12 protein-coding genes are annotated in these 12559 nt (G+C 73.8%); 6 read left to right on the forward strand and 6 right to left on the reverse strand.

Going from position 1 to position 12559, the window contains the following annotated elements:
* Nucleotides 1–28: 28 nt before the first annotated feature.
* The 3 genes from ACZ7C5_RS05655 (at nucleotide 29) to ACZ7C5_RS05665 (ending at nucleotide 2163) form a co-directional block, all read left to right on the forward strand.
* Nucleotides 29–457: an ArsI/CadI family heavy metal resistance metalloenzyme gene (locus ACZ7C5_RS05655; RefSeq protein ID WP_401085009.1), complete on the forward strand. Its 429-nt coding sequence runs from the start codon at nucleotides 29–31 to the stop codon at nucleotides 455–457.
* A 177-nt stretch (nucleotides 458–634) separates the two neighbouring features.
* The gene (locus ACZ7C5_RS05660; protein WP_401085012.1) at nucleotides 635–1273 is read left to right on the forward strand and encodes a hypothetical protein; all 639 of its coding nucleotides are present in this window, start codon (nucleotides 635–637) and stop codon (nucleotides 1271–1273) included.
* Nucleotides 1274–1335: 62 nt separating this feature from the next.
* Nucleotides 1336–2163, forward strand: a complete 828-nt coding sequence (locus ACZ7C5_RS05665) for a methyltransferase domain-containing protein (RefSeq protein WP_470322048.1) — start codon at nucleotides 1336–1338, stop codon at nucleotides 2161–2163.
* Nucleotides 2164–2266: 103 nt separating this feature from the next.
* Here the strand turns inward: ACZ7C5_RS05665 and ACZ7C5_RS05670 are convergent, their stop codons facing one another.
* Nucleotides 2267–2533, reverse strand: coding sequence for a hypothetical protein (locus tag ACZ7C5_RS05670; protein WP_401085017.1), 267 nt, complete (start codon nucleotides 2531–2533; stop codon nucleotides 2267–2269).
* Nucleotides 2534–2788: 255 nt separating this feature from the next.
* Between ACZ7C5_RS05670 and ACZ7C5_RS05675 the strand changes: the two genes are divergently transcribed.
* The gene (locus ACZ7C5_RS05675) at nucleotides 2789–4018 is read left to right on the forward strand and encodes an alpha/beta hydrolase family protein (RefSeq protein ID WP_470322049.1); all 1230 of its coding nucleotides are present in this window, start codon (nucleotides 2789–2791) and stop codon (nucleotides 4016–4018) included.
* Nucleotides 4019–4667: 649 nt separating this feature from the next.
* On the opposite strand, the gene ACZ7C5_RS05680 is transcribed toward ACZ7C5_RS05675, so the two are convergent.
* Both ACZ7C5_RS05680 and ACZ7C5_RS05685 read right to left on the reverse strand, forming a co-directional pair.
* Nucleotides 4668–5435: a hypothetical protein gene (locus tag ACZ7C5_RS05680; protein ID WP_470322050.1), complete on the reverse strand. Its 768-nt coding sequence runs from the start codon at nucleotides 5433–5435 to the stop codon at nucleotides 4668–4670.
* A gap of 92 nt (nucleotides 5436–5527) precedes the next feature.
* The gene (locus ACZ7C5_RS05685) at nucleotides 5528–7570 is read right to left on the reverse strand and encodes an oxidoreductase (protein WP_401085024.1); all 2043 of its coding nucleotides are present in this window, start codon (nucleotides 7568–7570) and stop codon (nucleotides 5528–5530) included.
* Nucleotides 7571–7803: 233 nt separating this feature from the next.
* Here ACZ7C5_RS05685 and ACZ7C5_RS05690 point away from each other — a divergent pair, with 233 nt between their 5' ends.
* Nucleotides 7804–9057 (forward strand): FAD binding domain-containing protein, encoded by a 1254-nt coding sequence (locus tag ACZ7C5_RS05690; protein WP_401085027.1) that lies wholly within the window; start codon nucleotides 7804–7806, stop codon nucleotides 9055–9057.
* A 51-nt stretch (nucleotides 9058–9108) separates the two neighbouring features.
* On the opposite strand, the gene ACZ7C5_RS05695 is transcribed toward ACZ7C5_RS05690, so the two are convergent.
* Nucleotides 9109–9684, reverse strand: a complete 576-nt coding sequence (locus ACZ7C5_RS05695; protein ID WP_188299563.1) for a TerD family protein — start codon at nucleotides 9682–9684, stop codon at nucleotides 9109–9111.
* Nucleotides 9685–9897: 213 nt separating this feature from the next.
* Here ACZ7C5_RS05695 and ACZ7C5_RS05700 point away from each other — a divergent pair, with 213 nt between their 5' ends.
* Nucleotides 9898–10191, forward strand: a complete 294-nt coding sequence (locus ACZ7C5_RS05700; protein ID WP_401085030.1) for a hypothetical protein — start codon at nucleotides 9898–9900, stop codon at nucleotides 10189–10191.
* 89 nt (nucleotides 10192–10280) lie between these two features.
* Here ACZ7C5_RS05700 and ACZ7C5_RS05705 read toward each other — a convergent pair whose 3' ends face one another.
* Nucleotides 10281–11861 carry a glycerol-3-phosphate dehydrogenase/oxidase gene (locus ACZ7C5_RS05705; RefSeq protein WP_470322051.1) on the reverse strand — a complete coding sequence of 527 codons (1581 nt, stop codon included), beginning with the start codon at nucleotides 11859–11861 and terminating at the stop codon, nucleotides 10281–10283.
* On the reverse strand, nucleotides 11858–12520 hold the full coding sequence (locus ACZ7C5_RS05710; protein WP_470322052.1) for a TetR/AcrR family transcriptional regulator: 663 nt from the start codon (nucleotides 12518–12520) through the stop codon (nucleotides 11858–11860). The genes ACZ7C5_RS05705 and ACZ7C5_RS05710 overlap by 4 nt, the downstream gene beginning before the upstream one ends.
* Nucleotides 12521–12559 lie beyond the last annotated feature (39 nt).

A 12559-nucleotide genomic window follows, 5' to 3' on the forward strand; every position in this document is an offset into this window, starting at 1 on the left:
ATATCGATCCAACCTGATGGAGGCCACCGTGTCCCGTGTCCAGCTCGCCCTGCGCGTCGCCGACCTCGAAGGCTCCGTCGCCTTCTACTCCAAGCTCTTCGGCACCGAACCCGCCAAGCGCCGCCCCGGCTACGCCAACTTCGCCATCGCCGAGCCCCCGCTGAAGCTGGTCCTCATCGAGGGCGAGCCGGGCGAGGACACCCGGCTGGACCACCTCGGCGTCGAGGTCGCCTCCACCGAGCAGGTCACCGCCGCCACCACCCGCCTCCGGGACGCCGGCCTCGCCACCTTCGAGGAGAACGACACCTCCTGCTGCTACGCCGTCCAGGACAAGGTCTGGGTGACCGCCCCCGGCAAGGAACCCTGGGAGGTCTACGTCGTCAAGGCCGACGCCGACACCCTCGGCAAGAGCGCCGACAGCGCCCCCGCCACCTGCTGCACCGGCGACGCGAGCTGAACCCGTCCGGCATGGGAAGTCGGCCCGCCCGACTTCCCACTCCGAGCCCTCCCGGCTGTTTTCGGCCGGATCCGGCGCCCCGGGAGCGGTGTTCCGGCCTCCCTTCGTGTCCGTCCCCGCACACACTTCCGCCACAACCGATGCTGGGCGCAGCTGACGACACCCGGAGGTGGACGGATGAGGACCAGGCCCAGGACCAGGAGCGCAGTGCGCGCGGTGGCCGCCGCACTGCTGATCGCCGCGGCGACCGCCCAGGCCACGACCCAGGCACAGGCGCAACCCCGGGAGGAGGTGCCCCAGCCCGGGCTGATCGCCACCACCGACCTGCCGCCGGACTCCCTCACCTGGCAGGTCTCGTCGATCGGCCCCGGCTGGAAGGACGACGCCCCCTGCCTCTGGAACTGGGCGGGTCCGGCGGTCTCCGAGGACCGCCTCTTCACCGCGAACTTCATGACCTCCGAGACCGCCGCCGCCACCGAGAACGTCATCGTGCTGCCGACCGAGGCCGAGGCCGTCGCCACGCTCGACTCCGTGCGGCAGTACCTCGCCGGCTGCGCGGACCGGACCCGGGCCTCGTCCCCGACCTCCGTGGTGACCGGGTACGACCACGGCACGGTCGACGTCGAGGAGGGCGCGACGGTCGGCGGCGTGCACCTTCAGAAGGTCCCGGCCTGGGAGGGCTACCGCAACTTCCTGTACGGCGTGGGCCGGGACGGCAACACCGTCGCCATCGTCGAGTGGGAGAGCAACTGGACCCAGCCCGACGTCCCCGCCTTCAAGGAGACCGTCCGCGCCGCCGTGAACAAGCTGTATTGATCCCCGGGGGCCGCGGTGGGGCACGAACGGACGGGCCGTCACCTCCGGTTACGGTGAGCGCCATGACGGACCCGCGCCCCACCTCGGCCTTCCACTCCGCCAACGCCGCCAACCGCGACCCGGCGGTCACCGGCCGGCTGGTCACCGCGCTGGACGTGCAGGCCGCCAACCCCGGGGTACGGCGGCTGCGCGCCTGGGCGCACGACCGGCTCGCCGCGCGCCCCGGGGAGCGGGCACTGGACGTCGGCGCGGGCACCGGTTCGGAGACGCAGGTGCTCGCGGCGGCGGTCGCCCCGGAGGGCGACGCGATCGGCATCGAGCCCCACCCCGGTCTGCGGGCCGTCGCCGAGCAGCGCGCCGCCGAGGCCGGCAGCCGGGCCCGGTTCCTGGACGGCGACGCGCTCGCACTGCCACTGCCCGACGGCGAGTCGGACGTGGTCTGGTGCGAACGCGTCCTCCAGCACCTCACCGATCCGGCGGGGGCCGTCGCCGAGATGGCCCGGGTGCTGCGCCCCGGCGGCCGGATCGCCCTGCTGGACACCGACTGGTCCACCTTCGTGCTGCACCCGACGGCCCCGGAGATCCGCCCCGCGCTGGCCACCGTCGTCCAGGGCGCCGCCGCCCAGCCCGACGCCGGACGCAGCCTCGCGGGCCGGCTGGTCGAGGCGGGGCTGACCGTCGACCACCTCGGCGGCGACGTCCTGCTGCACGACTCCCACGCGGTCGCCCGGCCGATCGTCCGCGGGCTCGGCGCGGCGGCCGTCGGCCGGGGCCTGATCACCGAGGAGCAGCGCGACCGGCTCTACGCCGGCCTCGACGCGGCCGCCGGGGCCGGGACGTTCCACCTGTCGGTGACGATGTTCGCCGCCGTCGCCCACCGGCCGCGCTGACCCGCCGGCCGCACTGACCACCGGCCGGGCTGACCCGCCGGCCGCCGGCCCTGACCGCGCCCACGACACCGCCCGGAGCGGCACCGGACAACGCGGGGCAGGTTCACCGGCGGCGCAGCGCCGCCTCGCAGAGCCGGCAGCGCTGCTGCTCCAGCTCGGGCGGGTACCACGGCTCGCCCGGCCGGACGGGGCGGTAGTGGGAGTGCTCCATCGGAACGGTGTCCAGCCCGCACAGGGTCCGCGCCTGCGGGTCCTCCGGGACGTCCGGGTCCTGTCCGGCGACGTGCACGGCGACCACGCCCGGCCCGACACCCTCGGGGCCGAGGGTCTGGTCCGGGGCCAGTTCGAAGAGGACGACGATCGAGGCCACGGTCCCACCGTGGCGGGCGGCGGCCGTCCACGCATTTCGATCTTCACCCTGCCGGGCGCTGCCCGGGCCGCCGCCGGCGCCGCCACCCCGCTCGGGTGGCGCCGGACTCTCCCGCACCCTCCCGCCCTCGCGCACCCCTCGCGCACCCCTCGCGCATCAGCCCGGGGATGTACATCCGTGGGCCAATGGCAGGTGACGGAGGATCAACCGGCGGGCCGATGCCGCCGATCCGCCGCCCGTGACAGCGTTCCGCGCATGGACACCACGCCGATCGCAGCCCACGCCGGACCGACGCGCCGTCGGGTGCTGGGCGCCGCCCTCGCGCTGGGCGCCGCCGCCCCACTGGGCCTCGCCCTCCCCGCCTCGGCAGCTCCCTCTTCCTCACCGCCTCCCGCCACCCCCGGGCGGCTCACCCTGCCCGCGCCCACCGGCCCCTTCCCGGTCGGCATGGTGCCGCTGCACCTGCGCGACGAGTCCCGGCCGGACCCGAACGCCAGGCCCGGACGGTACCGCGAGCTGATGGCCACCGTCTGGTACCCGGCCAGGACCGCCGACGCCGCGTCGTACCCGCTCGCCCCCTGGATGACCGAGGGCGCCCTGAAGGCCTTCCTCGACGACGTCGGATTCCCGCTCCCCCTCTCCCTCGCCCCGCTCACCTCGGGCCACCAGGGCGCCCCCGTCCACCGGACCGGCCGGCCGCTGCCCGTCGTCCTCTACTCGCACGGCGCGGGCAGCCACCGGGCCGACCACACCATCGTGGTCCAGGAGTTGGCCAGCCACGGCTTCGCCGTCGTCACCGTCGACCACACCCACGACGGCATCACCGAGTTCCCGGACGGGACGGTCGTCACCCGGGACGCCGCCGCCCCGGGGCTGTACCCGCGGGACTACGCCGCCGACCTGCTCTTCCTGCTCGACCGCGTCGTCGACCTCGCCAACGGCCGCAACCCCGACGTCGACGGGCGCACCCTCCCGGCCGGTCTGCCCGGCGGCCTGGACGCGCGGAACATCGGCGCCTTCGGCTGGTCCAAGGGCGGCACCGGCACCGCCCTCGCCCTGGTCGCCGACCGACGCATCCGCGCCGGGCTCGCCATCGACGGGCCGATGGCCTCCAACCCCGCCATCACCACCGACATCGACCGGCCCTTCATGATGATGACCGCCGACTTCGCCCGGGCCACCAACCCGTACGCCGAAACCTTCTGGGGCCACCTGCGCGGCTGGCGCCTCGACGTCCAGGCCACCGGCGCCGTGCACAACTCGTACGGCGACAACATGACGCTGATCCCCCAGGCGGGCCGGCTGCTCGGCATGACCGAGGAGCAGATCCGGTCCAAGGTCGGCACCCTCGACCCCCAGCGCGGGATCCGCGTCCAACAGGCCTACCCGCGCGCCTTCTTCGACCTCCACCTGCGGGGCCGGCACTGCGGCGACCTGCTCGACGGACCGTCGCCGGCCTTCCCCGAGGTCGTGTACCACCCGTAGACCCGGTACGGCGCGGGCGGCCACCGCGGGGGTGCGGCCGCCCGCCCCGCCTACCCGTGGCCGGCCGGCACCGTACCCGCACCGCCCAGCGCTTCACCACATAGGCCCCGGCCCATGCCTACAGGTCCACAACCAGCCCGCCGAGCAGGCTCCACAGTACAACTCACAGTTACTTCACAACTGCACCTCCACCAATTGATCACCCAAAGACCTCCGGGAACCGAGAGCGCCCCATCCAACGAACGGATAGGGCGCTCCTGAAGACGGGCTCGACGAGATTTCGCGATCCCCGGGCTACTGACGAACGAACGGCTCCTGACCGGCGTCCACTCCGGTCATCCCGAGCTGCTCGCCGTTATTGCCCTTGCCATACTGAAACACTCGTCTTCCAGGACCCGGTGACGGCCGGTTCCGGAGCCTTCCCCACCGTGCACGAGGCGACCAGCGGCAGCACGCACACCCGCAGCTCCGGCACATACCGCCTCGAAAGCCACGGAGAGCCGATCACGTGTTATCCCCCTCGCCCCGGAGGCACCGTGGGCCTCATGAGCCCCTGCCGCCGTCCCGGCATTCTGGCAGGCGCGCTCGGCGGCGACCGCACCGCGGCCCCCACCGGACGCCTGGGCGTTCGGTGGGGGCCTGGAGGGACTCAGACGCGCTTGGCCTCGGAGGCGGTGGCGGTCGGGACGGTGGTGGGGACGGCGGTCGGGAGGGCCGTGGGGGCGGTGGTGCTGCCGGCGTGGGTGCCGAGGGTGCGTTCGACCTTGGCGACGGCGGTGCGGTACTGCATCGAGGCGGTCTGTTCGTTGCTGCCCTGGCGTTCGAAGTAGCCGAAGAGCATGGTGACCGTGCCGAAGCGTTCGATGCCGACGTAGCCGTTGAGCTGGACGCCGGCCAGGGTGCCGTCGAGGTGGACGGCGGGGGCGTCCTTGCGGTCGCCGAGGGTGACCGGGCTGACGGTGAAGGTCACGGAGTCCTGGGTGCCCGCCTCGAAGGTGATGCTGTGGCAGCTCTTCAGGGCGTCGGTGGCGTTCTTGAAGTCGGCGGTGAGCCGGTCGGAGGACTCGGCGGCGAGGGCCTGGGTGACCATCGGGTTGCCGTCCGGGCCGTCGAGTTCGACCGCGGCGTGGGTGACCTGCGGTCCGGTCTGGGTGGCGTGCATGTTGATCAGGTCGCTGAGTGCGGCGCAGCCGGTCACCGGGGTCTGGCTCCCGCCCGGACTGGGGCTCTGCGTCACCGAGATCGCGGTGTAGCCGGGGCCGAGGTCGGCCGGGGTCAGCAGGGCCGGCTTCAGCTGGTCGGCGGTGGGCAGGGTCTCGGCGGGTGCGGCCGAGGCCGGCCGGACCGCCGGGCCCAGGGCGACCGCCACGACGGCGGTGGCGGCGGCGAGGACGTGGATGGGCCTGGGAAAGGGCATACGGGGCCCCCGGTCGAGGGTTCGGGCAGGGACGAGGCAACCAGTGTCCCACCGGGGGCCCTGCGCGGCGCGCGGGCGGGAATCTCCGCAGGTCAGATGGATGCGGCCAGTTCGGTGCCCTGCTGGATGGCCCGCTTGGCGTCCAGTTCGGCGGCCACGTCGGCGCCACCGATCAGGTGCACCGGCAGGCCGCGCTCGCGCAGCGCCTCGTACAGCTCGCGGCGCGGCTCCTGGCCGGTGCAGAGCACGACGGTGTCCACGGGGAGCAGTTGGCGCTCGCCGTCGACGGTGAAGTGCAGGCCGGCGTCGTCGATCAGGTCGTAGGTGACGCCGGGGACCATCACCACGCCGCGGTGCTTGAGTTCGGTGCGGTGGATCCAGCCGGTGGTCTTGCCGAGGCCGGCGCCGACCTTGCCGGTCCTGCGCTGGAGCAGGTGGACGCTGCGCGGGGGCTCGGGCCGCTCGGGGGCGCGCAGGCCGCCGCGCTCGCGGTACTCCGGGTCGATGCCCCACTTGGCCTGGAACACCGGCGGGTTGAGGCCGGCCTCGTCGCCCTGGTCGGTGAGGAACCCGGCCACGTCGAAGCCGATGCCGCCCGCGCCGAGGATGGCGACCCGCTTGCCGACCGGCGCGCCGTCGCGCAGCACGTCGAGGTAGCCGAGCACGCTGGGGTGGTCGATTCCGGGGATGTCGGCGGGAGTTCGGGGGGTGACGCCGGTGGCGAGGACGATCTCGTCGTGGCCCCGCTCGGCCAGCTGCCCGGCGGTGACGGTGGCGCCGAGCCGCTGGGTGACGGCCAACTCGGCCAGCCGGGTGCGGAAGTAGCGCAGCGTCTCGTCGAACTCCTCCTTGCCGGGGATGCGCCGGGCGATGTCCAGCTGCCCGCCGATCTCCTCGGCGGCGTCGTACAGGGTGACCTGGTGGCCGCGTTCGGCGGCGGAGACGGCGAACGCGAGGCCGGCCGGGCCCGCGCCGACGACGCCGATACGCTTGCGCGACATCACCGGACCGAGGACGAGTTCGGTCTCGTGGCAGGCGCGCGGGTTGACCAGGCAGGAGGTGATCTTGAGGCTGAAGGTGTGGTCGAGGCAGGCCTGGTTGCAGCCGATGCAGGTGTTGATGGCCTCGGCGCGGTCGTCGCGGGCCTTGGCGACGAAGTCGGCGTCGGCGAGCAGCGGGCGGGCCATCGAGACCAGGTCGGCGCTGCCCTCGGCGAGCAGGTTCTCGGCGATCTCGGGCGTGTTGATGCGGTTGGTGGCGACCAGCGGGATGCCGACCTTGCCCATCACCTTCCTGGTCACCCAGCCGAAGGCGCCGCGCGGCACCGAGGTGGCGATGGTGGGGATGCGGGCCTCGTGCCAGCCGATGCCGCTGTTGATGACGGTCGCCCCGGCGGCCTCGACGGCCTGGGCGAGCCGTACGACCTCGTCCAGGGTGGAGCCGCCGGGCACCAGGTCGAGCATGGAGAGGCGGTAGACGATGATGAAGTCCTCGCCGACCCGCTCGCGGACCCTGCGGACGATCTCCACCGGGAAGCGCATCCGCCGCTCGTACGGGCCGCCCCACTCGTCCTCGCGGTGGTTGGTCGCGGCGACGATGAACTCGTTGATCAGGTAGCCCTCGGAGCCCATGATCTCGACGCCGTCGTACCCGGCGCGGCGGGCCAGCCCGGCGCAGCGGGCGAAGTCCTCGATGGTCTGCTCGACCTGCCCGGCGGTGAGTTCGTTGGGCACGAAGGGGCTGATCGGGGCCTGGAGCGCGCTGGGGGCGACGAGGTCCCGGTGGTAGGCGTAGCGGCCGAAGTGCAGGATCTGGAGGGCGATCTTCCCGCCGGCGGCGTGCACCGCGTCGGTGACCACCCGGTGCTTGTCGGCCTCCTCCTCGGTGGTCAGCATCGCGCCGCCCTCCCAGGGGCGCCCGGCCTCGTTGGGGGCGATGCCGCCGGTGACGATCAGGCCGACGCCGCCGCGGGCCCGTTCGGCGTAGAAGGCGGCCATCCGCTCGTAGCCGCCGGGGGCCTCCTCCAGGCCGACGTGCATGGAACCCATGATCACGCGGTTGGGCAGGGTGGTGAAGCCGAGGTCGAGCGGGCTGAGCAGGTGCGGGTAGCGGCTGCTGCCGGGGTGGGCGCTCATCGACGTCTCCTGGGGCGCGGGCGGGGGCGGACCGGGGGCTTTGTTACCGCAGAGTAGGTGACGGGCGCCGCAGTATGCAACTAGTTGCATAAGCCCGTTGCGCAAGGCCTGTCGGGACCGTGCTCCGGATGACTCGAACACCACTCCGGGGCCCGCTCGTCGGCGTATCGTCGTGTCCCGGACAGCGCGGGGGGACGGCGCTGGGACATCGCGAGTTCGGGAGAGGAGCGACCGTGCGAGGTGGCTCGGTGGCCGTGGTCGGGGGCAGCATCGCCGGGAGCGCCTTCGCCGGCGCCGCCGCCCGGCTCGGCGCGGAACGGGTGGTGGTGCTGGAGCGCAGCCCCGGCCGGCTGGAGGACCGGGGTGTGGGGCTCTGCACCCACGACGACCGCTTCGACGAACTGGTCAGGACCGGACACCTCGCCGCGGACACCCGCCGCCACCGCCTCACCGTGCGCCACTGGGTCACCCGGGGCGCGGCCGGCGAGGGCGACGGACCGGACGGCTGCGGGCGGCTGCTCTGGGCCCAGCCCTTCGCGTTCCACTCGCACCACTGGGGCGTGCTCTGGCAGGCACTGCGCGAACGGACGCCCGAGCAGGTCGAGTTCCGGCTGGGCACCACGGTGACGGCGGTCGGCAACGGGCCCGGCGGCGAACCCGGCAGCGCCTGGACCGAGGACGCCGACGGCGGCCGCGAGACGTACGACCTGGTGATCGGCGCCGACGGCTACCGCTCGGTGGTCCGCACGGCCGTCTGCCCGCAGGCCGAGCCCGAGTACGCCGGGTACGTGTGCTGGCGCGGCAGTTACGACTCCGCCCTGCTGGCCGGGCTGCCCGGCGGAGCGGCGCCCTGGCCGGAGGAGCACTGCACCACCGTCTGCTACCCCGGCGGCCAGGTGGTGATCTACCGCATCCCCGGGCTCGAACCCGGCAGCACCCAGGTGAACTGGGTCTTCTACGCCCCCACCCCCGCCTGGCTGCGGCTGGACGGCCCGACCAGCATCCCGGCGGGCAGCCTCACCGACGCGCGGCTGGACGAGCTGCGGCAGCTCTCGGAGCGGAACCTGCCGCCGTACTGGGCCGGGGTGGTCGCGCTGACCCCGCGCGAACGGACCTTCCTCCAGCCGATCTACGACCTGGCCGCCCCGCGCCGCACGGCCGGCCGGCTGCTGATCGGCGGGGACGCGGCCACCGTGGTGCGCCCGCACAACACCAGCGGCGCGGTGAAGGCGATGCAGGACGCCCACGCCTTCGAGCTGGCCGGGCGGGAGGCCGTCTCCTGGACCGACCTGCTGGCCGCCTATGACCGCGAACGGACGGCGGCCGGGCGGGAGTTGGTGGAGCTGGGCCGCGCCCTAGGCCGGGCCCAGGTCACCGGTTCGCCGGACTGGTCGGGGATGGACGCACCCGCCATGGCCGCCTGGTGGCAGCACCAGCTCACCGGCACCGGGGGTTTCGGCGGCCACGCGCTCGGCCGCAAGGGCTGAGCGCGCGCCGCGGCCGTCGAAACCCCGTCGATCCGGACCGGGACGGAACGGTCAGACGTTGACGCCGTAGTCGGTCGCGATGCCGCGCAGCCCGGAGGCGTACCCCTGGCCGATGGCACGGAACTTCCACTCGGTGCCGTTGCGGTACAGCTCGCCGAAGACCATCGCGGTCTCGGTCGAGGCGTCCTCGGTCAGGTCGTAGCGCGCGATCTCCTGGCCGTTGGCCTGGTTGAGAACCCGGATGAACGCGTTGCGCACCTGGCCGAAGCTCTGCAGCCGGGCGTCGGCGTCGTAGATCGACACCGGGAAGACCACCTTGGCCACGTCGGCCGGCACGCGGTCCAGGTCGACCTTGATCTGCTCGTCGTCCCCGTCCCCGCCGCCGGTCAGGTTGTCGCCACTGTGCTCGACCGAACCATCGGGGCTGCGGAGGTTGTTGAAGAAGACGAAGTGCTGGTCCGAGACCACCTTGCCCAGCGCGTTGCACAGCAGCGCGCTGGCGTCCAGGTCGTAGTCGGCTCCCGTGGTGGTGCGCACGTCCCAGCCGAGACCGACGATCACGGCGCTCAGACCGGGCGCCTCCTTGCTCAACGAGACGTTGCCGCCCTTGGCCAGCGAAACTCCCACAATGCCCTCCTCGATCTCTCCCTGCGAACGAATCTACAACACTGTAGAGATCAGGAGAATCCATCGGGAGGCGGGCCCCGCCCCGGGAATTTCTCAGGGCAGCGGACGGGAACTCCGGCCGCCGCGCTCCGCATGCCGAGCACCCCGGCGGGGGGCCGCCCTACACTGACAGTGGATTTCCCCTCGTCGCAGGCCCTGTCGCCGGAGGTCCCGATGCGCCAGCGGTACAGCTTCCACCTCGACCAGGACGGGCACTCGGTGACCGTCAACGTCCGGTCCGGCTGGATCACCGAGACCGAGCTCCTGGTCGACGGCAAGGAGTGCGCCTTCCACCGTGTCCACGGGCACGGCGTCTACCCGCTGACCCTCGCCGCCCAGGTCGCCGAGGAACCGCCGGAGCCGCTCGCGGTGCGACTGGACCGCACCGGCCGGACCGAGCACCCGCTCTCCTGCGTCCTGGAGATGGCCGGCGCCGAGCGCCCGATGCCCGAGCGCACGGCGCGCTGAAACCGCTCGTTCGGGTGGTTTGCCCATGAATGCCACGAAACCTTACGATCCGGGCCTGGCCCCCTTCCCCCGCGCCGCGTCCTGACGCGTCAGCCCGTCAGGCGCTCCCCGAGGCGCTCCGCCACGATCTCCTCGACGGCCTGCCGGGCCCGCTCGGCGTCCTCGGCGACCAGCCCGATCCTGGTCCGGCGGTCCAGCACGTCGGCGGCGTCCAGCGCGCCCTCGTGGGTGACGGCGTGGGCGATCTCGGCGCGGGTCACGTCCAGGCCCTCCGCGACCGGCGTCAACTCCCCTGCCGCGATCACCTCGTGGCCCGCGCCGCCGTGGCGGGCCGACAGCGAGGACGGCACCTCCGCCCCGGAGAGCGAGCGGCTGTCCCGGTGCCCGGGGGCGCCGATCAGCGGCAGCCTGGCCGTCCAGCAGGCGCGGGCGGGCAGGCCGCGCAGCCGGACGGCGGTGTCCACCGCGTCCTCGGCCATCCGGCGATAGGTGGTGAGCTTGCCGCCGACCACGGTGATCACCCCGGACGGGCCCTCCAGCACCGCGTGCTCGCGCGAGATGTCGGCGGTGCTGCCGTCCCCGGTGTCGATCAGCGGGCGCAGCCCGGCGTAGGCGCCGCGCACGTCCGACCTGGTCAGCGCGGTGGCGAGGGCGGCGTTGACGGTGTCGAGGAGGAAGGTGAGCTCGGCCTCGGTGGGCTGGGGCTCGTCCGGGACCGGGCCCGGGGCGTCCTCGTCGGTCAGTCCGATCGCCACCCGGCCGAGCTGCTGCGGCAGCGCGAAGACGAACCTGCTGGTGGAGCCGGGCACCGGCACGGTGAGGGCGGCGGTCGGGCCGCCGAGCGCCGCCGCGTCCACCAGCAGGTGGGTGCCCCGGCTGGGCCGGAGTCTGATCGAGGACTCCACCTCGCCGGCCCAGACGCCGGTGGCGTTGATCACCGCGCCGGCCCGGACGGCCAGTTCCCGCCCGGTCAGGGTGTCGACCAGCCGGGCCGAGGTGCCGGTGACCCGCTCCGCGCGCACCCTGGTCAGCACGCTCGCGCCGTACTGCGCGGCGGTCCTGGCCAGCGCGACCACCAGCCGGGCGTCGTCCACGAGTTGGCCGTCGTGGGCGACCAGCGCGCCGCGCAGCCCGTCCGTCCGCACGCCCGGGACCAGCGTGCGGGTCCGGGCGGCGTCGATCCGGCGCACCCGGGGCAGCAGCGCGCCCGGGGTGCCGGCCGTCAGGCGCAGTGCGTCCCCGGCGTGGAAGCCGGTGCGGATCAGCGCGGCCTGGCCGGGGCGCAGCAGGTCCGGGAGCAGCGGTACGAGTTGGGGCAGCGCCCGGATCAGGTGCGGGGCGGTGCGGGTCATCAGCACGCCGCGCTCGACCGCGCTCTCCCTGGCCACCCTGATCCGCCCGGAGGCGAGGTAGCGCAGGCCGCCGTGCACCAGCTTGGAGCTCCAGCGGCTCGTCCCGAAGGCGAGGTCGCGGGCCTCGACGAGCACCGTGCGCAGACCGCGCGAGGCGGCGTCCAGGGCCACCCCGGCGCCGGTGACGCCGCCTCCGATCACCAGGAGGTCGATCCGGGCGTCGTCGCCGAGTGCTTCGAGCTCCAGCGTGCGGCGGGCGGCGTCGAGTCGGGAGGTTCCGGCGTATGGGCCGGCGTGCGGGCCTGCGGTGGGGGTCACGGCGCGAGGTATCCGTTCAGTGCTCTGGCCAGTTCGCGCCGCCAGGCCGCCTCGGGCAGCAGGGAGGCGACCATGCGGTGCGACTGGACGGTGGACTGGGCGATCAGCAGGACCATGGCGGCCAGTTCGAGCGGCTCGCCGGCCCGGACCGAGCCGTGCTCCTGGCCCCGTTCGATGCCGGAGCGCAGCGCCTCCAGCAGGCCGCGCTGGCTGGCGCCGAGCCGCTCGACGACGTACTGGAGCAGCAGGTCGGAGTCGTCGGAGCGGAGCAGCGCGCCGAGCACCGGGTGGTCGCGCAGCCGGACGGCGACCTCCACCACCCGCTCGACGAAGGTCTCCCGGTCGCGGACGTCCAGCTCGGTGCCCTCCAGGGTGGCCAGGATCTCCCGGGTGAGCAGGGCGCCGATCACCGCCCGGACGTCCGGCCAGCGGCGGTAGACGGTCGGGCGACTGACCCCGGCGCGGCGGGCGATCTCGGACAGCTGGGTGCGGCGCACGCCGAGGTGCACGATCAGGTCGGCGGCGGCGTCCAGGATCGCGTCGTCGGTGCTGCGGGCCCCGGGTGGCCGGCCCGGCCCCTGGGTCCGGTCCGATGTCGGGGTCCGGCCCGATGTCGGGGGCTGGCCTGGCGTCTGAGGCTCGGCGTTACTACTTGACATGATGTGTGAAACTGTAACGCATGGCACCTGAGACGCAAG

The organism is Kitasatospora sp. NPDC036993, from assembly GCF_055607525.1.